Source organism: Micromonospora sp. NPDC003241, assembly GCF_053589795.1.
Genome location: NZ_JBSFSO010000051.1, coordinates 25064 through 48451, shown reverse-complemented (window position 1 = coordinate 48451; position 23388 = coordinate 25064). Strand labels below are relative to the sequence as shown.

Annotated in this window: 17 protein-coding genes and 1 pseudogene; 2 read left to right on the top strand and 16 right to left on the bottom strand. The window is 72.2% G+C overall.

Annotated elements, in window-relative coordinates; all coding sequences use genetic code 11:
- Together ACWDVW_RS28270 and ACWDVW_RS28265 are read left to right on the top strand one after the other, a co-directional pair.
- Positions 1-83, top strand: a pseudogene (locus tag ACWDVW_RS28270) (lysine 5,6-aminomutase subunit alpha TIM-barrel domain-containing protein); the annotation flags it as partial.
- 451 nt (positions 84-534) lie between these two features.
- Positions 535-1713: an ROK family transcriptional regulator gene (locus ACWDVW_RS28265; RefSeq protein ID WP_449954764.1), complete on the top strand. Its 1179-nt coding sequence runs from the start codon at positions 535-537 to the stop codon at positions 1711-1713.
- 104 nt (positions 1714-1817) lie between these two features.
- Here the strand turns inward: ACWDVW_RS28265 and ACWDVW_RS28260 are convergent, their stop codons facing one another.
- The 16 genes from ACWDVW_RS28260 to ACWDVW_RS28185 form a co-directional block, all read right to left on the bottom strand.
- The gene (locus tag ACWDVW_RS28260; RefSeq protein WP_449954761.1) at positions 1818-2825 is read right to left on the bottom strand and encodes a sugar phosphate isomerase/epimerase family protein; all 1008 of its coding nucleotides are present in this window, start codon (positions 2823-2825) and stop codon (positions 1818-1820) included.
- Between the two features lie 317 nt (positions 2826-3142).
- The gene (locus ACWDVW_RS28255) at positions 3143-4858 is read right to left on the bottom strand and encodes a ThuA domain-containing protein (protein WP_449954758.1); all 1716 of its coding nucleotides are present in this window, start codon (positions 4856-4858) and stop codon (positions 3143-3145) included.
- 79 nt (positions 4859-4937) lie between these two features.
- On the bottom strand, positions 4938-7805 hold the full coding sequence (locus ACWDVW_RS28250; protein ID WP_449954755.1) for a PQQ-dependent sugar dehydrogenase: 2868 nt from the start codon (positions 7803-7805) through the stop codon (positions 4938-4940).
- A gap of 238 nt (positions 7806-8043) precedes the next feature.
- Positions 8044-9111 carry a polyprenyl synthetase family protein gene (locus tag ACWDVW_RS28245; protein ID WP_449954752.1) on the bottom strand — a complete coding sequence of 356 codons (1068 nt, stop codon included), beginning with the start codon at positions 9109-9111 and terminating at the stop codon, positions 8044-8046.
- A complete protein-coding gene (locus ACWDVW_RS28240) occupies positions 9108-10496 on the bottom strand; it encodes an alkaline phosphatase family protein (RefSeq protein ID WP_449954749.1) in 1389 nt (462 codons plus the stop codon). The genes ACWDVW_RS28245 and ACWDVW_RS28240 overlap by 4 nt, the downstream gene beginning before the upstream one ends.
- A gap of 19 nt (positions 10497-10515) precedes the next feature.
- Entirely contained in the window at positions 10516-11748 is a 1233-nt protein-coding gene (gene eboE / locus ACWDVW_RS28235; RefSeq protein ID WP_449954746.1) for a metabolite traffic protein EboE, read from the bottom strand.
- Complete coding sequence (locus ACWDVW_RS28230; RefSeq protein ID WP_449954743.1) at positions 11748-12596, bottom strand: TatD family hydrolase; 849 nt, start codon at positions 12594-12596, stop codon at positions 11748-11750. Before ACWDVW_RS28230 ends, eboE begins: the two co-directional genes overlap by 1 nt.
- Positions 12596-13273 (bottom strand): EboA domain-containing protein, encoded by a 678-nt coding sequence (locus ACWDVW_RS28225; RefSeq protein WP_449954740.1) that lies wholly within the window; start codon positions 13271-13273, stop codon positions 12596-12598. Before ACWDVW_RS28225 ends, ACWDVW_RS28230 begins: the two co-directional genes overlap by 1 nt.
- 67 nt (positions 13274-13340) lie before the next feature.
- On the bottom strand, positions 13341-14408 hold the full coding sequence (locus ACWDVW_RS28220) for a sugar phosphate isomerase/epimerase family protein (RefSeq protein WP_449954737.1): 1068 nt from the start codon (positions 14406-14408) through the stop codon (positions 13341-13343).
- Entirely contained in the window at positions 14405-15283 is an 879-nt protein-coding gene (locus ACWDVW_RS28215) for an SCO3242 family prenyltransferase (protein ID WP_449954734.1), read from the bottom strand. Before ACWDVW_RS28215 ends, ACWDVW_RS28220 begins: the two co-directional genes overlap by 4 nt.
- Positions 15267-16427, bottom strand: coding sequence for an inositol-3-phosphate synthase (locus tag ACWDVW_RS28210; protein ID WP_449954732.1), 1161 nt, complete (start codon positions 16425-16427; stop codon positions 15267-15269). Before ACWDVW_RS28210 ends, ACWDVW_RS28215 begins: the two co-directional genes overlap by 17 nt.
- A 469-nt stretch (positions 16428-16896) precedes the next feature.
- Positions 16897-18069 (bottom strand): Gfo/Idh/MocA family protein, encoded by a 1173-nt coding sequence (locus ACWDVW_RS28205; protein ID WP_449954769.1) that lies wholly within the window; start codon positions 18067-18069, stop codon positions 16897-16899.
- Between the two features lie 54 nt (positions 18070-18123).
- On the bottom strand, positions 18124-19179 hold the full coding sequence (locus tag ACWDVW_RS28200) for a substrate-binding domain-containing protein (protein ID WP_350698317.1): 1056 nt from the start codon (positions 19177-19179) through the stop codon (positions 18124-18126).
- Between the two features lie 104 nt (positions 19180-19283).
- Positions 19284-20399 carry an ABC transporter permease gene (locus ACWDVW_RS28195; protein ID WP_449954727.1) on the bottom strand — a complete coding sequence of 372 codons (1116 nt, stop codon included), beginning with the start codon at positions 20397-20399 and terminating at the stop codon, positions 19284-19286.
- A gap of 76 nt (positions 20400-20475) precedes the next feature.
- Positions 20476-22056, bottom strand: coding sequence for a sugar ABC transporter ATP-binding protein (locus ACWDVW_RS28190; RefSeq protein WP_449954724.1), 1581 nt, complete (start codon positions 22054-22056; stop codon positions 20476-20478).
- Positions 22053-23231, bottom strand: coding sequence for an ROK family protein (locus ACWDVW_RS28185; protein WP_449954721.1), 1179 nt, complete (start codon positions 23229-23231; stop codon positions 22053-22055). Before ACWDVW_RS28185 ends, ACWDVW_RS28190 begins: the two co-directional genes overlap by 4 nt.
- Positions 23232-23388 lie beyond the last annotated feature (157 nt).

The window sequence follows — 23388 nt, the reverse complement described above, 5'->3', positions numbered from 1 at the left end:
ACGTGCCGGAGGGAGCGACCCGGGAGGGGTTCGCGGGGACGTACGCGACGCAGGAGAACTTCCGGTTGATGCGGGCGGCGTTGCAAATCTACCCACCACACGGTCCCGTCCGTCTCCAAGGCATCTCCAGCGCAGTCGCGACGGTCCGGACCACCTCTGAGTTCCACCACGCCGGCCACACCGGTTCACACCGGGCCGACCCCGGGCTGCGCCACCCCACCTCCATCGACCCGGCCACCCCAGGCTGCGCCAGGCCGTCGCCCGGCAAGGGCCAGGGAATGCCGGGACGGCAAGGGGCCAGGGCGGGCCGTCACGGACCACGCCGCTACAGACCGCGCCATGCCGCACGGTGACGGGTCACGCGATGGCAACTCAAGCAACGACCGGACGGCCGGACCAATGGCCGGACAGGAGCGCGGCGGCCGGAACAGGAAGGGGCGGCCGGAGGTCGAGAGACGGGCAGGGCCGGGCGACGGTTCCGGCCACAGTGCCGAAACACCGTCGTGGAAGACTCCGGAACCGGAGGTGGTGGGGATGGCCCTTCTCCGGCCGGAGAACCCGCAGCAGGCGCGACTGGTCCGGCTGCTGCGCGACGAGGGCCCTCGTTCCCGGGTCGAGCTGGGTGATCTGCTCGGTCTGTCGCGTACCACTCTCACCACCGAGCTGGATCGCCTCGTCGCCCGTGGCCTGGTCGAGACCGCCGGTCCGGCCGCCTCCCGGGGCGGACGGCGCTCGTCCCTGCTGCGGCTCGCCGCCGGAGTACGGTTCGTCGGCGTGCTCGTCGGGGCCGACCGGATCAGCGTGGCGGTCACCGACGGCGAGTTGAACGTGCTGGCCGAGACCAGCGAACCGGCCGACGTCCGTCGGGGCCCCGAGCCGGTGATCGGGCGGTGCGTCGAACTCGTCGGCAAGCTCCGCGTCGAGTCGGGGGGCGGCGAACCCACCGGCGTCGGTGTCGCGCTGCCCGGGCCGGTCGACAACGGCGCCTCCATCGCGCCGACCGCGCTGCCCGGCTGGCAACGATTCCCGGTCCGGGACGCCTTCGCGGCCGAGCTGGGCTGCCCGGCGCTGGTCGACAACGACGCGAACGTGCTGGCGCTGGGCGAGCAGCACGCCGGCATCGGGCGCACCTTCGACGACTTCCTCTATCTCAAGCTTGGCACGGCGATCGGCTGCGGGCTGGTGCTCGGCGGCACGCTGTACCGGGGTTCGACCAGCAGCGCCGGCGACATCGCGCACCTGCCGCTGTCCGAGGACGGGCCGACCTGCGCCTGCGGGGAGGTGGGTTGCCTGGAGGCGTACTGCGGCGACGCCGGACTGACCCGGGCCGCGACGGCCGCGGCACGGACCGGCCGCAGCGCGCCGCTGGCCGCGCGGCTGGCCGAGGCCGGCACGTTGACCGTGTCGGACGTCGCCGCCGCCGCGCTCGCCGGGGACCCGACGGCCCAGGCTCTGGTACGCGACGCCGCGCGCCGCCTCGGCCAGGTGCTCGTCGGCCTGGTCAGCTTCTTCAACCCGGGCATCGTGGTGATCGGTGGCGCGCCGGAGGGGCTCGGGCACATCCTGCTCGCCGAGGTACGCGGCGTGGTCTACCGCCGGTCGGCGCCGACGGCCACCGGCACCATGCCGGTGGTCCTCTCCGACCTGGCCGACCGGGCCGGCCTGGTGGGCGCGGCCCGGCTGGCCAGCGAACACGTCTTCGCCGTCGACTGACCGGGGGGTGTCGACCGGGGGCCGGACAGTCGGCCCCCGGTCGGCGGGATCAGTCCTTGTTGCCGAGTCGACGGGACTCGGTCTTGGCTGCCGAGTCGGCGGGATCAGTCCTTACTGCTGAACGCGGCGTCGAAGGCGGCGGACGGGGCGTCGAAGGCGAGGCGCCGGACGAACTGGAGCGCCTCGGGCGCACCGACCAGCCGGTCCATCCCGGCGTCCTCCCACTCGATCGAGATCGGCCCGTCGTAGCCGATCGCGTTCAGGGCCCGGAAACAGTCCTCCCACGGCACATCGCCGTGCCCGGTGGAGACGAAGTCCCAGCCGCGCCGCAGGTCCGCCCAGGGCAGGTGCGAGGCCAGCCGACCGCGCCGACCGTCGCCGGTGCGTACCTTGGCGTCCTTGCAGTCGACGTGGTAGATCCGGTCGGCGAAGTCGAAGATGAAGTTGACCGGGTCGAGCTCCTGCCAGACGAAGTGCGACGGGTCCCAGTTCAGCCCGAAGGCCGTCCGGTGCCCGATCGCCTCCAGGGTGCGCTTGGTGGTGTAGTAGTCGTACGCGATCTCGCTCGGGTGCACCTCGTGGGCGAAGCGGACCCCGACCTCGTCGAAGACGTCCAGGATCGGGTTCCACCGGTCGGCGAAGTCCTGGTAGCCGCGCTCGATCATCGACGGCGGCACCGGCGGGAACATCGCCAGGGTGTGCCAGATCGACGAGCCGGTGAAGCCGACGACGGTGTTGACGCCGAGCTCCGCCGCCGCGCGGGCGGTGTCCTTGATCTCCTCGGCGGCCCGCTGGCGTACGCCTTCGGGTTCGCCGTCGCCCCAGATCCTGGCCGGCAGGATGCCCTGGTGCCGCTCGTCGATGGGGTGGTCGCAGACCGCCTGGCCGACGAGATGGTTGGAGATCGTGAAGACCTGGAGGTTGTGCTTGGCCAGCGTCTCCCGTTTGCGGTCGACGTACGAGTCGTCGGCCAGGGCCTTGTCGACCTCGAAGTGGTCGCCCCAGCAGGCGATCTCCAGCCCGTCGTAGCCCCATTCGGCGGCGAGCCGGCACACCTCGTCGAACGGAAGGTCAGCCCACTGGCCGGTGAACAGCGTGATCGGTCGCGCCATAGTTCTTCTCCCCTGTGCGTGTGGTGGGGATTCCGTACCTGCGTGACCGGGGCGAGGGCGGCCGGACGTGGCGGCCTACGAGGGGGTGGACCGGTGGGCGCGGTGGCACCTGGGACCGACGGGTTGCGCCTCCCGTCGGTGCACCGGCCACCTCGCGGTCGCCGCCTTCACTCTAGGCGCGCGCCGCGCGATAACGGAAGGCGTAACGCGCTTGCGGAAGGTGCGGCGCGGCTGCGGCGGTGTAGCGCGCTTGCGGAAGATGTAAGGAAGGGTCCCCTGCTAACGCCTCGTGCATAGCAGGGGACCCCTCCTAACCGTTACGGCAGGACCCAGCGCTGGTTGGCGTTGGTGTGACAGGTCCAGAGGTGGACCGCCTGGCCGTCGGCCGAACTGTTGTTCGACACGTCCAGACACTTACCGGACTGCGGGTTGCGCAACGTGCCGTTCGACTGCGCGGACCAGTTCTGGGCACCGGAGCCGTTGCACGTCCAGAGCTGGATCTTCGTGCCGTCAGCCGAGGCACCGCCGTTGACGTCCAGGCACTTGCCCAGCGCGCGGATGGTCGAGTTCGGCGTGACCGTCCAGGTCTGGGCGGCGCTGCCGTTGCAGGTCCAGATCTGGATCTGCGTACCGTCGGCGGTGGCCGCGTTCCGCACGTCCAGGCACTTGCCCGCCAGACCGGTGATCCGTCCGGTGCCGGTGGGCGGCGGGTTCGTACCGCCCAACTCCTTGATCCGGATGTTGCGGAAGGACACGTCGTCACCCGTACCGTGGTTCTGGATGCCGATGTGGCCGGCGAGCGACCGGACCGGGTCGGTGTTGGTGAAGTCGTTGATCTTCGACCCGTTCAGGAAGACCTGGAGGCGTTCCCCCTCCACCAGCAGCTCGTAGGTGTTCCACTCCCCCGCCGGGTTCAGCGCGGCGTCGCGGGCGGCGAGGTCGGCGGACTTGAATCCGTAGACCGCGCCGGTGGTCCGGTCGGCCGCGTCGGTGGGGTCGATCTGCACCTCGTAGCCGTTGTTGATGGCCGAGTTCGGGTCGCTCGACGGCGGGAAGCCGATGAAGACACCCGAGTTGTCGTCCCCGGCGAGCCGCCAGTCCAGCTTGAGCGAGTAGTTCGTGAACTGCTTCGCGCTGTACCAGTACAGGCCCATCCCGCCGACCGAGGTCAGCGTGGCGTCCGAGTTGGTGAAGCTGCCCGGCCCGGCCTGGGACCAGCCGGTGGTCGAGCCGTTGTAGAGGGCGGTGTAGCCGGTCTCCGGGCGGCAGTCGGCCCTGGTGCGGCCGGCCGCGTACCGGATGCCGCCGAGCAGGTGCGCCCGGAACGCCGGCTCGGCGTACGTGGCCTGGGTGTGGCCGCCGCCGGTGTAGAAGGACCGCCCGGAGTTGACCGTCTTGCACCAGGCGATCGGGTGGTCGGCACCCATCACCCCACCCGAGTACGTCGACTCGTTCAGGTTCGCCAGCACCCGCGCGCCGGAGCGGGCGTTGGTCTGGAAGTCGTACCACTCGTCGGTGCGTACCCAGTTCTGCGGCAGGTGGGCGGTGGCCGCGTGGCCGCGGTTCTCGACCCGTACGGTGGCCTGCTGGATCGCCGGGTGCGAGCGGAAGTACGCGCCGACCAGGTTGCCGTAGAAGGGCCAGCCGTACTCGGTGTCGGCGGCGGCGTGCACGCCGACGAAGCCGCCGCCTGCGTTGATGTACGACTCGAAGGCGGTCTGCTGGGTGGCGTTGAGGACGTCGCCGGTGGTGTTGAGGAAGACGACCGCCTCGTACTGGGCGAGGTTGCCGGTGGTGAACGCGGCGGCGTCCTCGGTGGCGGTGACGGTGAAGCTGTTCGCCGCGCCCAGGTCGCGGATGGCCTGGGTGCCGACCGCGATGGAGTCGTGCCGGAAACCGGCGGTCTTGGAGAAGACCAGCACGTCGTACGGGGCGTCGGCGGCGCTGGCCGGGGTGGCCGGTGCGGTGCAGGCGAGGACGGCGAGGACGGCGGTGGCCAGGCCGGCGGCGGGTCTTCTGAGGAGTCTGCGCATGTCGCTCTCCCTACGGTTCGTGGTGTGAGGAGGGGACCCCTGCTATGCACGAGGCGTTAGCAGGGGACCCCTCCTTCTGTCAGGGCAGGACCCAGCGCTGGTTGGCGTTGGTGTGACAGGTCCAGAGGTGGACCGCCTGGCCGTCGGCCGAGCTGTTGTTCGACACGTCCAGACACTTACCGGACTGCGGGTTCCGCAGCGTCCCGTTCGACTGCGCGGACCAGTTCTGGGCAGCCGAGCCGTTGCACGTCCAGAGCTGGATCTTCGTGCCGTCAGCCGACCCGCCCCCGTCGACGTCCAGGCACTTGCCCAGCGCGCGGATCGTCGAGTTCGGCGTCACCGACCAGGTCTGCGCCGCGCTGCCGTTGCAGGTGTAGATCTGGATCTGCGTACCGTCGGCGGTCGCCGCGTTCCGCACGTCCAGGCACTTGCCCGCCAGACCGGTGATCGGGCCGGTGCCGCCGGTGTTCCCGCTGCCCGTGGTGAAGGTGAACGAGTCCAGGTCGTACAGCGATCCGGTGCCGGTGCCGGCGAACGTGAGATAGAGCGTGGTGGTGCCGCTCGGCGGGTTGGTGATCGCGCCGCTCACGGTCGTGAACGTCTCCCAACCGCCGGTCACCGGGACGGTGGCCGAGCCGAGCACGGTGCCGGTGGCCGAGCCGGCGCGTACCTGGAGGGTGCCGCCGGTGCCGGCCGAGGAGACCCGGGCGCTGAACGACGTCACGTTGTTGATCCGGTACGGCTCGAACGCGATCCAGTCGCCGTTGTTGATGTTGCCGACCGTCTTGCCGCCCTCGGCCGGGGCCTTGTCGAAGACCGCGATGCCCGACGAGGTCTTGTAGTGCTCGGCCTGCCGGCTGCGCGGCTGGAGGATGTGCTGGGTGTGGGTGGTGAGCCCGCCGGTGTCGGTGTACTCGGCGTCGAAGATCGCGAAGATGTTCGCCGCGTAGTCGTGTTCACCGTCGACCGGGATGGTGATGGAGCCGGAGCAGCCGGTCTGCGAGGTGATCTGGTGGCCGTGGCTGTCGTGGCCCAGCACGTAGGTCATCCGGACCTTGGTGCAGTCGATCGTGCCGTCCTCCGGGTCGGTGACGGTGATGCTGAACGGCACGGTGTCGCCGAAGGAGAAGAGTGAGCCGTTGACCGGGCCGTTGATGGTGACCGTGGGCGCGGTGTTGCCGACCCGGATCTGCACGCTGGCGTTGCCGGTGGCGCCCTGCGGGTCGCGTACGGTCAGCGTGGCGTTGTACGTGCCGTTGGCGGTGTAGGTCTTGCTCGGGTTGGCGGCCGTCGACGTGGTGCCGTCACCGAAAGCCCACGAGTAGGTCAACGCCCCGCCCTCCGGGTCCGACGACCCGGCCGAGGAGAAGTTCACGGTCAACGGGGCGACCCCGGAGGTCCGGTTCGCCGACGCCACCGCCGTCGGGGCGCGGTTGCCGCCGCCGACGTAGTCGTATCGGTAGAGCGCCGAGTTGGCGTCGCCGTTGAAGTACCCGGTGCCGTAGTCCAGCACGTAGAGCGCGCCGTCCGGCCCGAAGGCCATGTCCATGACCTGCTTGCCGTTCCACGGGAAGGAGGCGTCGATGGCGCCCACCGAGCCGTCGCTGTTGATGTGGATCGGCTTGATCCAGCCACGCCCGAACTCGCCGGCGAAGAACTGGCCGTCGAAGCTCTGCGGCCACTTGGTGGTCGACGTGGACGCGGCGTTGTAGCGGTAGACCGGACCGGCGGCGGGTGACTCGGAGCCGCTGCCGAACTCCGGCGGGCTGCCGGCGTCTCCGGCGTACCGGATCCAGGCGGGTTTGGCGGCCGGCAGGGTGGTCAGGCCGGTGTTGCGGAACGAGTTGTTGGTCGCCCCGCCGGTGCAGTTGTACTTCGGGCCGGCGGTGCCGTTGGCGAAGTTCCACTCGGCGTACGTCTCGTTGGTGGTGTTCGTGCCGGTGCAGTACGGCCAGCCGTAGAAGCCGGGCGCGGTGATCCGGTTGAACTCGACCTGCCCGCTGGGGCCCCGGCTGCTGGTGGAGCCGGCGTCCGGCCCGTAGTCGCCGACGTAGACGATGCCGGTGGCCTTGTCGACGCTCATCCGGAACGGGTTGCGCAGGCCCATCGCGTAGATCTCGGGGCGGGTGCTGGCCGTACCGGGGGCGAACATGTTGCCGGCCGGGATCGAGTACGTCCCGTTGGCGTTCACCTTGATGCGCAGGATCTTGCCGCGCAGGTCGTTGGTGTTGGCCGCGCTGCGCTGCGCGTCGTACGCCGGGTTGCGGTTGGTCCGCTCGTCGATCGGCGAGTATCCGGCGGAGTCGAACGGGTTGGTGTCGTCGCCGGTGGAGAGGTACAGGTTGCCGGCGGCGTCGAAGTCGATGTCGCCGCCGACGTGGCAGCAGATGCCCCGGTCGGCGGGGACGTCCAACACGTCGACCTTGCTGGACTGGTTGAGCGTGAAGTCGGCGTTGAGGGTGAACCGGGACAGCCGGTTGACGCCGCGCCAGGCGGAGAAGTCGGTGGCGGTCGCCGGGGCGTCGCCGGACGGGGTGGACAGCGGCGGGGCGTAGTAGAGGAAGACGTGCCGGTTGCTGGCGAAGTTGGGGTCGACGCCGACGCCCTGCAACCCTTCCTCGTCGTGGGTGTAGACCGGGACGGTGCCGATCACGGTGGTGGTGCCGGCCGCGTCGGTGCGGCGCAGCGTGCCGTTGCGGGCGGTGTGCAGGACCGAGCGGTCGGGCAGCACCGCGAGGGTCATCGGCTCGCCGACCTCGGCCACGCCCTTGGCGAGGGTGACCTGCTGGAAGTCGGTGGCGACGATGGGGTGGGCCTGGGCGGGGGTGGGGCCGCCGAGGGCGGCCGGCCCGGCACCGAGGGCCACTGTGCCGGCGGTGACGGCCAGCAGCAGCGCCGAGGCGCCGGTGAGCCACCGTGCGGGGTGGCGGTGGTGGTGGGTGGACATGCGTGTCCTGTCCCTTCCTGACGAGTGACTGCCAGGGCGGGGCGCGCGCCGTCGCGCCGGATGCCGTAGCGGGAGGGGTGCGGTGGTGCTGTCGTGGGTTCCCGCGCCGCCGGTTCACCTCGACGAAACAATCCGGTGCTGGCGATGACACTAAACGACATTAGTCAATGTGTCTATATCTTCCGCCGAGTCGGCACTGACTTTCGTCAGTTCGATCAAAAGTTGCCGGGGTGGCGAGTCAGTGCCGACGGTCGATCGCCTGTCTGGCCAGCGCGCTCAGCGCCGCGCGGCTCTCCGGCGTCACCGGGACGTGCGCCAGCACGGCCAGCGCCGCTTCGGCGCGTCGCCGGATCATCCGCTCGATCTCGTCCCGGGCACCGGTGCTCTCGATGATCTTGCGCAGCTCGGCGGCGCCGTCACCGTCCAGGTCCGGGTTGCCGAACAGCTCACGCAACCGGGTGCTCTGCGACCGGTCGGCGGCGGCGCGGGCGAGCGCCATCATCACCGTCGGCTTGCCCTCGCGCAGGTCGTCCAGCACGGACTTGCCGGTGACCGCCGGGTCGCCGAACACCCCGAGCACGTCGTCGCGGAGCTGGAAGGCGTCCCCCAGCGGGTCGCCGAACTCGACCAGCGCGGTGACCAGGTCGGGTGGCGCGCCGGCCAGGGTGGCACCGATCTGCAACGGCCGGGTCACCGTGTAGCGGGCCGCCTTCATCCGGATCACCGTGAGCGCGCTGGCCACCGAGCCGTCGCCCACCCCGGACACCAGGTCGAGGTACTCCCCCGCGATCACCTCGGTCCGCATCAACGCGAAGACGCCGTACCCCCGGTGCACCGCCTCGGCGGTCAGCCCGCACTCGTGGAACATCTGGTCCGACCAGGCCGCGCAGAGGTCGCCGCAGAGCAGGGCGGTGTTGCGCCCGTACGCCTCGGGGTCGCCCCGCCACGACGAGCGGGCGTGCAGGTCGGCGAAGATCCGGTGCACCGAGGGCTCACCCCGGCGGCGGTCGCTGCCGTCCAGGATGTCGTCGTGGATCAACGCGAACGCGTGGAACAGCTCCAACGCGGCAGCGGCGGTCACGATCGGCGTGCCGTCCGGGCCACCGGCACCCCGCCAGCCCCAGTAGCAGAACAGCGGACGCAGCCGCTTCCCGCCGGCCAGCACGAACCGGTGCAGCGTGGTGAAGACACCCCGGGGCGCGCCGTCCGGCCAGTCCGGGTCCTGCCGGTCGAGGAACGCGGTCAGCTCGGCGTCGAACCTGGCCCGTAACGCGCCCGCGTCGGCGGACGGCACCGTGACGGTCACCGCACCGGGAGCCCGGCCAGGTGCAGTAGCAGCCCCTTCACCTCCGTGGCAGCGATCCGGTCCCGCGCTGCCGAACCGTCCGAGCAGAGCAGCACCGGCCCGTCGGCGGGGTCGGCGGGCAGCCGGCCGTGCGAACCACGCACCGCGGCGGCGCCCGCGTCCAGGCCGACCACGCTCATCAGGTACCGCATGCCGAGCTTCTTGCGCGCCAGGGCCACCCCGGCCCGCCGCTTCGCCGCACCGGGGGCGGCCGGGTCGAAGAACAGCTCCGCCGGGTCGTACCCGGGTTTGCGGTGGATCTCGACCAGCCGGGCGAAGTCCGGCGCGCGGGCGTCTTCGTGCCAGTAGTAGTAGGTGAACCACGCGTCCGGCTCGGCGACCAGCACCAGTTCACCGGCGCGCGGATGGTCCAGCCCGTACGCCGCCTTGCCGTCGGCGTCGAGCACCTCGGCCACTCCCGGCAGCCCGGCGCAGAGCTTCGCCACCGCCGGCACGTCCGCCGGGTCCCGCACGTACACGTGGGCCACCTGGTGGTCGGCGACCGCGAAGGCCCGCGACGTCCACGGGTCCAGGTACTCCATCCCGGCCTGCGTGTAGACCCGCAACAGCCCCTCGGCCCGCAACAGCCGGTTGACGTCGACCGGCCGGGACACGTCGGTGATGCCGTACTCCGAGAGCACCACCACGGTCGCCCCCCGGTCCCGCGCGGCGTCCAGCAGCGGCCCGAGTACGCCGTCCAGCTCGGCCGCCGCAGCGGCGGCCCGGGGCGAGGAGGGACCGAAGCGTTGCAGGTCGTAGTCGAGATGCGGGACGTAGACCAGGGTCAGGTCCGGTGCCTCTTCCTCGACGATCTGCTGGGCGGCCCGGCAGATCCACCGCGACGAGGGCAGCCCGGCACCCGGCCCCCAGTAGGTGAACAGCGGGAACGTGCCCAGCCGCGCGGTCAGTCGGTCGTGCAGCTCGGGCGGGTCGGTGTAGCAGTCCGGTTCCTTGCGGCCGTCGGCGTGGTAGACCGGCCGGGGCGTGACCGTCCAGTTCACGTCCGCGCCCATCGCGTACCACCAGCAGACGTTCGCCACGGTGTAGCCGGGCTCGGCCCGCCGGGCCGCCTGCCACAGCTTCTCCCCGCCGACCAGCGCGTGGTGCTGCCGCCACAGCAGCACCTCGCCGAGGTCCCGGAAGTACCACCCGTTGCCGACGATCCCGTGCTCGGTGGGAAGCGCCCCGGTGAGGAACGTCGACTGTGCCGAGCAGGTCACCGCCGGCAGCACCGTACCCAGCTCGGCCTGGAAACCGGCATCGGCGACCGCCCGCAGCCGGGGCATGTGCGCCAGCAGCCGGGGGGTCAGCCCCACCACGTCCAGCACCACCAGGGGTCGGCTCACGACGGTCCTCCAGGGTCGGTCACGGCGTCACCACCGCTTCGGTCGGGGTCAGCCCGAGGGCGACCAGTTCGTCGCGGGTGAAGGCCAGTTCGGCGGCGATCCCGGCGGCCAGCTCCGCGTCGGTGCGCGGGCGCCGCCGGAGCGGCAGCACCCCCCAGGTGTACGTCTCGATGTCGAGGTGGTCGCAGCCCGCGTCGTCGCCGCCGAGCAGGACGGCCAGCGCGTCGCGCAGCACCGGCAGCGTCGAGCCCAGCGGCGGCTCGGGCGGGGCGTGCAGCGGCACGTGGTAGTGCACCCGCCACGGGCCGGGCAGCGCCGCGTCGAGCGCCGCGTCCAGGTCGTCGGCCGCCCACGCCGGGTCGGCCGGGTCCCCCGCCGACGACGAGGCCGCCGGGCCGGCGGTGGCGGTGGCGGTGGCGGTGGCGCAGCTCGCGGCACGGGTCTGGTGCAGGAAGCGCGGCTCGACCCAGCGGCGCAGCGCATCGGCGTCGCCGACCGGGTCGGCCGCCTCCAGCGCGGCGGAGACCTGCACCTTCACCACCGGCAGCCCGGCGGCGGCCAACCGGTCGAGGGCGGCGGCCGGCTCCTCCCAGGCACAGGCGAGGTGGGCGAGGTCCAGGCAGATACCGAGCCGCTCGGTGTCCAGCCCGGACAGCGCGGTGACCGCCTGGGCGCTGCTCTCCACGACACAGCCGGGCTCCGGCTCGAAGCCGACCCGCACCGTCCGGCCGGTCTCCCGCTCCAGTGCGGCGAGCCCGGCGGCGAGCTGGTCCAGCCGGTGCCGGGCCGCGTCCGCACGGGCGGTGTCCCAGGGGGTACGCCAGGCCAGCGGCAGGGTCGAGACGGAGCCCCGCACGGCGTCGTCGGGCAGCAGGTCGGCCAGCACCCGGGCGAGGTCCAGGGTGTACCGGAGCCGCTGCGCGTCGGTCCAGTCCGGCAGGTACACCGCCCCCTTGACCACGGATGCCTGGAAGGCCGCGTACGGGAAACCGTTGAGGGTGACCACCTCCAGCCCGCGCACGGTCAGCTCGGTGCGCAACCGGCGACGGGCGTCCGGGGCGGCGGCCAGTTCGGCGGCGACCGGGGCGGCCAGCCACAGCCCGAGCCCGAGCAGGTCACTGCCGAGCGTCTCCCGGACCGGCACCGCGTAGCGGTCGAGCTGGGCGACGATGCCGGCGAGGTCCTCGGCGGCGTGCACGTTGGTGCAGTACCCGAGGTGCACGGTGCGCCCGCCGGGATGGCGTAGCCGCATCAGCCACCGCCACGCAGGATCGAGTTGCCGGCGAAGGTGGGCTCGGCGTCGACGTCGCTCAGGTCGAGCCGCCCCGACTGGCCGTAGAACTCCACCGGGTTGCGCCACAGCAGCAGGTCCACGTCGTCGTGGGTGAACCCGGCCGCCAGCATCGCCTCGCCGGTGGCCCGGGTCAGCAGCGGATCCGAGCGACCCCAGTCGGCGGCCGAGTTGACCAGCACCCGCTCGGTCCCGTACGCCTTGAGCAGCTCGACCATCCGGGGCGGCGACATCTTGGTGTCGGGATAGATGGAGAACCCGAGCCAGCAGTCGCTGTCCCGCACGGCGCGGACGGTCACCTCGTTGAGGTGGTCGACCACCACCCGCCCGGCCCCGATCCCCGACTCGGCGACCACCGCGAGGGTGCGCTCGACGCCCCGGGCCTTGTCCCGGTGCGGGGTGTGCACCAGCGCCGGCAGCCCGTGCTCCACCGCCAGCGCGAGCTGGGCGGCGAAGACCTCGTCCTCCTCCGGCGTCATCGAGTCGTACCCGATCTCGCCGACCGCCACCACGCCGTCCTTCTCCAGGTAGCGCGGCAGCACGTCGAGCACCGCCCGGCAGCGCGGGTCGTTGGCCTCCTTCGGGTTCAGCGCGATCGTGGCATGGTGGCGTACGCCGAACTGCCCGGCCCGGAACGGCTCCCAACCGACCAGCGAGTCGAAGTAGTCGGTGAACGAGCCGACGCAGGTCCGTGGCTGGCCGAGCCAGAACGCCGGCTCGACCACCGCCCGGACCCCTGCGGCGGCCATCCGCTCGTAGTCGTCGGTGGTCCGGGACGTCATGTGGATGTGCGGGTCGAAGATCCGCATCACACCTCCCTGTGGTGGGTGGTCAGCCGGTCCAGCAACGCGACCGCGTCGGCGGGCATGTCCCGCCCGGCGGCCCGCCGCTCGTCGGCCAGCGCGCCGAGCATCTGCGCCAGCTCCCCGTCGGCGCGGGCGTCGAGGTCGGCGACCACGGCCAGCGGTACGCCGGTGAAGACGCACTTGAGCACGGCCTGCCGCCAGGCCGGCTGGTCGAGGTGACGGGCGTACGGGCCGAGGGCGGCGGCGACCAGCCGGGTGTCGTTGGTGCGGATCGCGTCGTGCAGCAGCGGCACCCCGGCCGCGCCGATCGGCAGCAGCGGCAACGCCTTGAGCACCGCCCGCTTCTCGGCCGCGTCGCCGGTCCGGTACAACGTCTCGGCCTGCCCGGCGAGCCCGGCCTGTCCCGCGTGCTCGGCCTGTCCCGCGTGCTCGGCGTGCCCTGCCTGCGCTGCCTGCCCTGCGTGCCCGGTCGGCAGGGCGGTCAGCAGCAACGCACGAGCCGCCTCGTCGGCGGTCCAGCCGGGCAGGTCGGGCAGCTCGGCCCGACCGCAGTGCCGTCCGGCGGCGGGAAAGAGTCGCGCGATCGTGGCCGGCTCGGCCGCGACGCGCCGCAGCGCCGTCGCCAGCCACTCCGGGTCGGGTACGCCCCGCAGGGCCGCCCGCAGTTCGTCCGGTGTCATCGCCGTCCGCACCCCTTCCTCCGCTTCGCCAGTCAGCGCTCTCCGCGCTCCGAAGTCCGCCTCACCGTCACGCGGCCCCCGGGACCGCTGTCGCCTCGCCCGCACCGACGGCCGACGCGACGACGGCCGACGCCATGGAGCTCGACGCGACGACGGCCGCCGACGCAGCGGAGGTCGACGCGGCGACGGTCGACGCGGCGGCGGTCGACGCGGCGGCGGTCGACGCGGCGGCGGTCGACGCGGCGACGGTCGACGCGGCGGCGGTCGACGCGGCGACGGTCAACGCGGCGGTGTGCAGGAAGTGCAGGGAGCGGGCGGCGATGCTGGGGGCGGCGTGCGAGTGGCGGGGCAACTCGACCGCGACCAGGCCCCGGTAGCCGACCTCGCGCAGGGCGGCCAGCACCGGCGGGAAGTCGATCTCGCCGGTGCCGAACTCCAGGTGTTCGTGCACGCCTCGCCGCATGTCGTCGATCTGCACGTTGACCAGGTGCGTGGCGACCGCGTGGACACAGTCGGGCACCGGTATCGGTTCCAGGCAGCGACAGTGTCCGATGTCGAGGGTGATGCCCAGCCGGGGCGGGGCGCCGAGGGCCGCGTACAGACGACGCCAGTCGGCGATGTCCTCGACCAGCATGCCCGGCTCGGGCTCGAAGCCGAGGGTCACCCCGGCGGCGTCGGCCGCCTCGACGACCGGCGCGCAGCCGGCGACCAGGCGGTCCCAGGCGAGGGCCGGTGGGACCGACCCGGGTCGGACACCGGCCCAGAACGAGACCGCCTCGGCGTCGAGGTCCGCACCGATCGCCACCGCGCGGCGCAGGAACTCGATCCGCAGCGCGGCGTCGTCGTGCAGCAGCGTCGGCGCGTGCTTGTGCCAGGGGTCGAGCAGGTACCGCGCCCCGGTCTCGATCACCAGACCGAGACCGAGGTCGGCCAGTCGGCGGCCGACGGCGTCGACCCGGCGGGCCAGCCCCGGCGCGAACGGGTCGAGGTGGTCGTGGTCGAGGGTGAGCGCCACGCCGGTGTACCCGAGGTCGGCGATGACCGCCAGCGCGTCGTCCAGCCGGTGGTTGGCGAAGCCGTTGGTGCCGTACCCGAAACGCAGCCCGCCCGGGTTCGCGGAGCCGGCGGCGGTCATGTCGGTGAGACCTTCCGGGCCAGCCTGCGGCCCAGCGGCGCGGCGGCGGCGACCGCCAGCCCGAGCAGGCCGGCACCGGCCCGCGCGGTCAGCGCGCCCTGCAACGCGGGCAGCCCGGTGATGCCGGCACCGACCGCCGCGCGGACCCGGCCGGCGCTCGGATCGGCGGCCACCCGGGCCTGGGCGGTGCCGTAGCGGGCGGCGTACCAACCGGCGAGGACTCCGGGCAGTGCCGCCGCCACCCGGCCGGCGGCCGTCGGCCCACTCCGGTGGGACGGCAGCGCGGCGCTCGCCGCGACCAGCGCGGTGCCGGCCAGGGTACGTCTCGGCAGCGCCCGGTCGGCGCCGGTGACCTCGCGGCGGGACAGGGCGGTGACGGTCCAGGTGTGGGCGGCGACGGTCAGCGCCGCCGGCAACGCCCGCGACGGTCGACCACCGGCGGCACCGAGCAGGACGTCCAGTCCCCGGCAGGTGGCCATCACTGCGGGCCCGGCGGCGGTGTTCTTGGCGGCCAGGTCGTACGCCCAGACGGCGGCGGCCAACGGCACCGCGACGGCGGTGGCGCGACGGCCCCCGCCCAGCGCGGCGAGCCCGACGCCGGCCACGGTCAGGCCGGCGGCCAGGCCGACCGCGAGGCCGGGGTGGACCCGGCCGCTGGGGATCGGGCGTTCGGGGCGCTCGACCGCGTCCAGCCGCCGGTCTGCCCAGTCGTTGGCGGCCATCCCGGCCCAGTAGAGCAACACCGACGCGGTGGCCAGCACGGGCGTGCCCGGGCCGAGCGCACCGGCCGCCGCGGCACCGGCCACCACGTCCCCGGGCACCGAGAGCGCGGCCGGGGCCCGGACCAACTCGGCGAGGTCAGCCACGCGAGGCATCGCGACCTCCGGCGTGCAGGCGACGGGTGAACGCGGCGAGTCGGGTCCACTGGTCGCCGAGCGAGTGGGTGGCGGTGCCGAGCGGGTCCTTGAAGAAGAAGGCGAGATCGGTCAACGGCCCGGTGATCCCGGCGGCGTGTGCCGCGGCGGTGAGCCGGGCCAGGTCGAGTACGAGCGGGGCGGCCAACGCCGAGTCGCAGCCCTGCCAGGTGAACTCCAGGCGCATCCCGGTGCCCAGGAAGCCGGCGAAGGTGATCAGGTCCCAGGCGGTCTTGAAGTCGCCCAGTTCCTCGACGTACTCGATGCGGGTGTCGCCCTGCGGCAGGTAACCGAGCGTCTCGCCGAGCACCCGCTGCTTGCTGCGGACCTTGGCGGCGTTGGCGGCCGGGTCGGAGAGGGTCGCGCCGTCACCGCCGCCGAGCAGGTTGAGCCCGGACCAGGACCGGACGGTGAGGTGGCGCATCGCGAACATCGGGGCGAGCACCGACTTGAGCAGCGTCTCCCCGGTCTTGCCGTCGTGTCCCGCGTACGGCACCCGGTGCGTGTCGGCAAGCGTGGTCAACGCCGGCAACCGGAGCCCGGTCGACGGGGTGAAGTCGACGTACGGGCAGCCCGCCGTCACCGCCGCGTACGCGTACAGGGAACTGGGTGGTAGCACCTCGTCGGGGCCGGCGAGGGCGGCCCGCAGCGCGTCCGGGTCGGCGTGGCCGGGGTGCGGTCGGGGCGTCGGCTCGGTGGCCGCGACGTTGACCACCACCACCCGGTCCAGCCCGTGCCACTCGCGGAAGTCGACGAGGTCACGGACGGTGGCGGCGGCCCGGTCGGCCTGGCTGCCGCCGATCGGCGCGGGGCGCAAATCGCGTTCCACGGCGGCCAGTTCCTCGGTCAACGCGGCGACCAGGCGGACCGGCAGCACGCCGGCGGCGGCGAGCGCCTCGGCACGTTTGGCGAGCGGCGTGGTGACCACGTCGTGGCCGCCGAACATCAGCTCGGCGAAGGTCGGCAGCGCCGGGCCGCGCAGCTCGGGCAGCTCGGTGACGCACCCGGTGGGCCCGGTCAGACCGCCCCGCAGGGCGAGCGCCCCGACGATGCTGGTGGTCGCGACCGAGCCGCGCGCCCCCACCAGCCAGACACCCGTACGCATGGCGCTCCTTCGGATCACTTCGGGCGGATGCGCCCCGTCCGCCGCGCCGCCCGATGAAACTCACCGGCTGGCGTCGAGGTCGGCGGCGACGACGCCAGCCGGCATTCGGGCGGTGCGGACGGACGGGGCTAGCAGGCAGGGGCGGTCGGCGTCGCGCCCCTGCCTCCCCCGCAACCGGTCGGCCACCGGCATCGGTGACCGGGCCGGACGACTCGTGGCGAACAGGTCCGCCCAGAGGCGGGGAAGATCGGGTGGTGCGTACCCGGCGGGATCTCCTGGCCGGCGGCGACGTTGCCGTCGGTGGCGGTCCTCCGGTGCGGCCGGGGAATCCCGGTCCGGCCGCACCGGAGGCACCGCGTTCCTCGTGCCCCCGGGCCGGGTGGCCGGTGGCACGACCTCCGGTACCGACCCCGTTCCGGCCGCGGGGCGCAACCGCGGCCGGCCCTCGCCGGTCGGTACCGGAGGCGGTTCAGGCGGCGACCGTCGCCAGCGTCGGCTCCACCTCGGTCCAGGCGGACCCCAGCTCGGCCGAGCGGACCACCGCGTCCAACACCAGTTGCACCTGCAACGCCTCGACGAACGAGGGCGACGGGTCGACGCCGGTCGCCACCGCCTCAATGAAGTCGCGCATCTGGTGGGTGAAGGAGTGCTCGTACCCGATGATGTGGCCCGGCGGCCACCAGGCCGACAGGTACGGGTGCTCGCTCTCGGTCACCAGGATCCGGCTGAAGCCCTGCTCGGCCGTGGGCCGCGTGGCGTCGTAGAACTCCAGCTCGTTGAGGCGTTCCAGGTCGAAGACGACCGAGCCGAGCGACCCGTTGATCTCCACCCGGAGGGCGTTCTTGCGACCGGTGGCGAACCGGGTCGCCTCGTACGTGGCCAGCGCGCCGCCGTCGAGTCGGGCCACGAAGATCGCGGCGTCGTCGACGGTCACCGGTCCGGTGGCGGCGGCACCGTCGGCCTGCGCCGCCAGCCCGCTCGACCCGGACGGCAACGGCCGCTCCTTGACGAACGTCTCGGTGACCGCGCTGACCCCGGCGATCCGCTGGCCGGTGACGTGCTGGGTCAGGTCGATGATGTGCGCACCGATGTCACCCAGCGCGCCGGAGCCCGCCTGGTCCTTCTGCAACCGCCAGACCAGCGGGAACTGCGGGTCCACGATCCAGTCCTGCAGGTAGCTGGCCCGGACGTGCCGGATCTCGCCCAGCCGTCCGTCGGCGACGAGCTGACGCATCAGCGCCACCGCGGGTACCCGTCGGTAGTTGAACCCGCACATCGAGCGGGCCCCGCCGGCTCGGGCGGTGGCCGCCGCAGCGGCCATCTCCCGCGCCTCGGCGACGGTGTTGGCCAGCGGCTTCTCGCACAGCACGTGCTTGCCGGCGGCCAACGCCGCGAGGGCGATCTCGGCGTGGCTGTCCCCCGGTGTGCAGATGTCGACCACGTCGATGTCCGGGCGGGTCACCAGCTCCCGCCAGTCCGTGGTGTGCTCCTCCCAGCCGAGCCGGTCGGCGGCGTCGGCCACCTTTCCCGGATCACGCCCGCAGACGGCCACCATCCGGGCCCGCGCCGGCAGGTCGAACACTCGATTCACGGTCCGCCAGGCCTGCGAGTGCGCGGCGCCCATGAACGCGTAGCCGACCATGCCGACCCGCAGTTGGTTGTCAGTCGTGGACAAGGTGGGTCTCCCCCCGTGGTGTCAGAACCCGAGCTTGAGGTAGTCGCTCGCGTTCTCCTTCGTGATCGTCTCGGAGGCGAGGACGATCTCCTTGGGCACCTGGAGCTCGACCAGATCCGACATGCCCCGGTTCTGGCCGATCAGCCGAGCCAGCGAGATGGCCGACGAGGCCATCGACGGGCTGTAGGTCACGGTGGCCTTGAGCACCGTGTTGTCGGCCTGGATGTCCTCCATCGCCTTCTTCGAGCCGGCGCCGCCGACCATGAAGAACTCGTTGCGGTTGGCCTGGCTGATCGCGGCCAGCACGCCGATGCCCTGGTCGTCGTCGTGGTTCCAGACCGCGTCGATCTTCGGCAGCGCCTGGAGCAACTGGCTCGTCTCCTGCTGGCCGGAGTCGACGGTGAACCGGGCCGCCCGCCGGTTGGCCACCCGCAGGCCGTGCTGGGCCAGGGTGTCGTTGAAGCCCTTCGTCCGCTCCTGGGTCAGCTCCAACTCGTCCATCCCGGCGATCTCGGCGATCACCGGGTTGCTCACGCCCTTGGCCTTGAGCTGCTCGTAGATGAAGGTCGCGGCGGAGACGCCCATGCCGTAGTTGTCGCCCTTGATCTGCAACCGGTACGCCTTGGCGTCCGGGAAGGCCCGGTCCAGGTTGACCACCGGGATGCCGGCCGCCATCGCCTCCAGACCGAACGAGTTCAGCTCCTTGCCGTCGTGCGGTAGCAGCACGATCACGTCAGGCTTCTGCGAGATCAGGGTGGACAGCGCCGCCCGCTGGGCCGCCGCGTCCGCACCGGCCTCGACCGTCTTGAACTCCACGTCGGAGTACGCGCCGGCCTGCGCCCGGGCGTTGTTCGTGATCGCGGCGATCCAGCCGTGGTCGGCGGCCGGCGCGGAGAAACCGATCGTGACCCGCTCACCGGGCTCGGCGTTGCCGCCGCCCTCGGCCGCCTTGGTCTGTGCCTCGGTGGGCGTCCCCTGCTCGTTGCTGGTGCAGGCGGAGAGCAGGACGCCGGCACCGACGGCCGCCCCGCCGAAGAGCATCCGGCGCCGCGACATGTCGCGACTGTGCTGGGTCATGACGACCTCCTGATGTCAGGTGGTGGAGGGAAATTGGGTGTGCGCTACCCGGCCACCGTCGTTCGCTCGGGTGGCCCGGTGTGGTGCGGAAGGTGCGAGAGAAGTCAGCCGGTGGTGAGCCGGTTGTTGCGGCGGAAGAACTGGGTGAGGGTGCCGAACTGCACCTGCTGGATCAGGACGGCGGCGACGATGATGCCGCCCTTGACCATGTTCTGCGCCTCGGTGGAGAGGCCGTTGATCGCGAACAGGTTGGTGATGGTGGCGAAGATGATCACACCGAGCAGGGAGCCGACGATGGTGCCCCGCCCACCGCTGAGCAGCGTGCCACCGATGATCACGGCAGCGATCGCGTCCAGCTCGTAGAGGTTGGCCATCGCCGCCTGGGCCGAGGTGGCCTGGGCGGTGAGCATGATCGCGGCGATGCCGCAGCAGAGGCCGGAGAGCGCGTAGAGCAGCAGGGTGTGCAGCCGGACGTTGATGCCGGCCAGCCGGGCCGCCTCCGGGTTGCCGCCGACGGCGACCGTACGCCGACCGAAGGTGGTGCGGTTGAGCAGCACCCATCCGGCGGCGACCACCGCGGCGAGGATGTAGACCAGCAGCGGGATGCCGAGCAGGTCGTTGCTGGCGATGCCGTTGATCACGCCGTTCTGCGAGATCTGCGTCTGCTTGTCGGAGATCTCGGCGGCCAGTCCCCGGGCGGCCACCAGCATGGCCAGCGTGGCGATGAACGGCACCAGCCGCCCGTACGCGATGAGTGTCCCGTTGACCAGCCCGACCGCGATCCCGACCACGATCGCGGTGAAGATCATGCCGCCGGCACCGAAGCTCTGGGTGGCGACCGTGGTGCACCAGACTCCGGCGAGCGCGACGATCGCGCCGACGGAGAGGTCGATGCCGCCTCCGATGATCACGAAGGTCATCCCGACGGTGACCACGCCGACCACCGAGGCGAGCTTGAGGATGCTGAGCATGTTGGCCCAGACCCAGTCGGGGTTGGAGTAGAGGTCGGAGCGGGTGGCCGCACCGATCACGAAGAGCGCCAGCAGCACCCCGATCAGGGCCAGGTTCCGCTTGGCGCCCTCGCCGCCCTCACCGCTCCAGAAGGAGAGCCCGCGCCGCGACCCGCCGGACGGGTCGTGCTTGGTCACCCCGGTCGGTGCCGGCTCCACCGGCGGCGACTGCGCCGGCAACTGTGTGGTAGCGGGCGATCGCTCGCTCATGCCGGCGCTCCGCTTCGCTCCGCGCCGCCATGAGACACCTTCGCACTGGATCGATGATTCGCTCGCTGACGCTCGCTCATGCCGGTGCGCCTTCCATCAGAGACCCCGCCATCACGAGGTCGAGCACGGTGTCTTCGTCCAGTTCGCCTGCCGGGGCCGTCCGCACGACCCGGCCCTCCCGCATCACCAGCACCCGGTCGGACAGACCGAGCACCTCGGGTACCTCGCTGGAGACCAGCAGCACCCCGACACCCTCGGCGGCAAGCTGCCGGATCACCTGGTACAGCTCGGCGCGGGCGCCCACGTCCACGCCCCGGGTCGGTTCGTCGAGCAGCAGCAGTCTGGTGTCGCCGAGCAGCCAGCGCCCGACCACCACCTTCTGTTGGTTGCCGCCGGAGAGGGTGCGCACCGCCCGGCGTACGTCGCGCGGACGCATCTCCAGGTTCTCCGCGATCCGGTCCGCCTCGGCGCGTTCCTTCCCGACGTCGGTGAACCCGAGTCGGGCGTACCGGCTGAAGGTGGCCAGCGTGACGTTGCGGTAGATCGGTTCGCCGAGCAGCAGCGCCTGGCTCTTGCGCTCCTCCGGGGCCATGCCCATGCCGGCCCGGACCGCCGCGCCGACACTGCCCGGTCGCAGGGCCCGGCCGGACATCCGCACCGAGCCGGCCTCGGCCCGGCGCGCGCCGTAGATGGTCTCCAGCAGCTCGGACCGGCCGGAGCCGACCAGCCCGGCGATGCCGACGATCTCGCCGGCCCGCACGGAGAGCGAGACGTCGGCGAACTCCCCGGCGCGGGTCAACCCGTCGACCTGGAGCAGTTCCTCGCCGACGCCGGTGTCGGCGGGCCGGTCCGGGAAGACGTACTCGATGGTCCGGCCGGTCATCCGGGAGACCAGGTCCCCGGTCGGGGTGTCCCGGGCCGCCAGGTTCGCGGCCGTGGTCCGGCCGTCCTTGAGGACGGTCACCCGGTCACCGATCTCGCGGATCTCCTCCAGCCGGTGCGAGATGTAGATGACCGCGATGCCCTGCGCGGTCAGTTCGCGGATGATCCGGAAGAGGTTCTCCACCTCGTCGTGGGCCAGCACCGCGCTCGGCTCGTCCATGATGATCAGCCGGGCCTCGTGGGAGAGCGCGCGGGCCATGCTGACCACCTGCTTGCCGGCCGCGGGCAGCGCCCGCACCATCCGGCCCGGCGGGATCTCCGCGTGCCCGAGCCGGCCGAGGATCTGCCGGGTACGCCGGGCCATCTGGCCCCGGCGGACGAAGCCGAGCCGGCGCGGCTCGTGCCCCAGGAAGGCGTTCTCCGCCACCGACAGGTCCTCGACCAGGTCGAGTTCCTGATAGATGGTGGCGATCCCGGCCCGCATGGCGGCCTGCGGATTGGCGAACGTGACCGGCTCCCCGCGCCATTCGACCAGCCCCGAGTCCGGTCGATGCACTCCGGCGAGCACCTTGATCAACGTCGACTTGCCGGCACCGTTCTGGCCGAGCAGGCAGTGCACCTCACCGGCCCGCACCTCCAGTTGCACGCCGTCCAGCGCGCGTACGCCCGGGAAGGTCTTGACCACGTCGGTCAGGCGCAGGACCACCTCGCCGGCGACGGTGTCGTCCGGGGCCTCGACCAGCGGCGCGTCGCTCACGTCACCATGACTGTTCATGCCGCCTCCTGGAAGGCCAGGTCGCTGGCGAGCACCGCGGCTCCCGCGACACCGGCACGCGGCCCCAGCTCGGAGAGCACGACCGGCAGGTTGCCGGTGGCCAGCGGCAGGGAGCGCCGGTAGACGACGCTGCGGATCTCGGCGAGAAGTACGTGCCCCAGGTGGGCGAGTCCACCGCCGATGACGATCATCGACGGGTTGGTGAAGCTCACCAGTCCGGCCAGGACGCTGCCGACGCGTCGACCGCCCTCGCGGATGAGCTGGATGCAGGCCACGTCTCCTTCGACGGCTCCGGCGGCGACGTCCTGGGCGGTGACCGACCCCTGCACGCGCAGCCGTTCGGCCAGCGCGGGCGAGGCACCGGTACGCGCTGCCGCAGTGGCGTCCTTGGCCAGCGCGGCACCGCTGAACAGCGCCTCCAGGCAGCCGGCGTTGCCGCACGAGCAGACCGGTCCGTGTCCGTCCACCTGGATGTGGCCGATGTCCCCGGCGCAGCCGTCGGTGCCCCGGTAGACCTCGCCGCTCAGATAGATCCCGCACCCGATACCGGTGCCGATCTTGACGAAGAGGAAGTCGTCGACCGAGTGCGCCACCCCACCGTGCCGCTCACCGATCGCCATGATGTTCACGTCGTTGTCGACCACCGCCGGGCAGCCGTGCTCGCGGGTCAGCAACTCACGGACGGGAAAGCGGTCCCAGCCCGGCATGATCGGCGGGGATACCGGCACCCCGTCGCGGAAACTGACCGGACCGGGCACCCCGATGCCGACCGCGTTCAGCCGGTCGTAGACGCCGTCCACCCGGGCCTTGGCCAGCAGTTCGTTGACACGGTGCAGGATCACCTTGGGGCCGGAGCGGATGTCGGCCGACTCCGCGTACGCCGCCACGGGCTCCAGGCGACCGTTGAGCACCTCGACGTCGATGGAGCTCGCCCCGAGGTCGACGGCCGCGAACCGAAGGTCCGGGCTCAACTCGACCAGGGTGGAGCGGCGGCCACCCCGCGAGGCGGCCATCCCGGCCTCGGCGACGTAGCCGTGTCCGACCAGACGCTCCAGCTCGGCCAGCAGCCGGGGACGGGGTATCTCCAGGCGGTCCGCCAGTTCCGCTCGGGAAACGGCCCCCTGGTCGCGGAGCAACCGCAACAGGCGCACGTGCAGGGGTTCGACGGTCCGCATCGGGACCCCTTTCATCGATGCCATTCACATCGACGCAACGCCGATGTGTTGTGTCCGACACAGTAGGCGCCTTCCGCGCTGCCTGTCCAGATCTTCGGCCGACATTCCACCAACTTTTGTCCCGACAGACAAAAGCTTCAAGTGGATCAAGAAAAGG

Coding starts and splice junctions, on each gene's coding strand:
- ACWDVW_RS28265 (WP_449954764.1), top strand. CDS start 535: ATGGCCCTTCTCCGGCCGGAGAACCCGCAGCAGGCGCGACTGGTCCGG.
- ACWDVW_RS28260 (WP_449954761.1), bottom strand. CDS start 2,825: ATGGCGCGACCGATCACGCTGTTCACCGGCCAGTGGGCTGACCTTCCG.
- ACWDVW_RS28255 (WP_449954758.1), bottom strand. CDS start 4,858: ATGCGCAGACTCCTCAGAAGACCCGCCGCCGGCCTGGCCACCGCCGTC.
- ACWDVW_RS28250 (WP_449954755.1), bottom strand. CDS start 7,805: ATGTCCACCCACCACCACCGCCACCCCGCACGGTGGCTCACCGGCGCC.
- eboE (WP_449954746.1), bottom strand. CDS start 11,748: ATGCGGCTACGCCATCCCGGCGGGCGCACCGTGCACCTCGGGTACTGC.
- ACWDVW_RS28230 (WP_449954743.1), bottom strand. CDS start 12,596: ATGCGGATCTTCGACCCGCACATCCACATGACGTCCCGGACCACCGAC.
- ACWDVW_RS28225 (WP_449954740.1), bottom strand. CDS start 13,273: ATGACACCGGACGAACTGCGGGCGGCCCTGCGGGGCGTACCCGACCCG.
- ACWDVW_RS28220 (WP_449954737.1), bottom strand. CDS start 14,408: ATGACCGCCGCCGGCTCCGCGAACCCGGGCGGGCTGCGTTTCGGGTAC.
- ACWDVW_RS28215 (WP_449954734.1), bottom strand. CDS start 15,283: ATGCCTCGCGTGGCTGACCTCGCCGAGTTGGTCCGGGCCCCGGCCGCG.
- ACWDVW_RS28210 (WP_449954732.1), bottom strand. CDS start 16,427: ATGCGTACGGGTGTCTGGCTGGTGGGGGCGCGCGGCTCGGTCGCGACC.
- ACWDVW_RS28205 (WP_449954769.1), bottom strand. CDS start 18,069: ATGGTCGGCTACGCGTTCATGGGCGCCGCGCACTCGCAGGCCTGGCGG.
- ACWDVW_RS28200 (WP_350698317.1), bottom strand. CDS start 19,179: ATGACCCAGCACAGTCGCGACATGTCGCGGCGCCGGATGCTCTTCGGC.
- ACWDVW_RS28195 (WP_449954727.1), bottom strand. CDS start 20,399: ATGAGCGAGCGATCGCCCGCTACCACACAGTTGCCGGCGCAGTCGCCG.
- ACWDVW_RS28190 (WP_449954724.1), bottom strand. CDS start 22,056: ATGAACAGTCATGGTGACGTGAGCGACGCGCCGCTGGTCGAGGCCCCG.
- ACWDVW_RS28185 (WP_449954721.1), bottom strand. CDS start 23,231: ATGCGGACCGTCGAACCCCTGCACGTGCGCCTGTTGCGGTTGCTCCGC.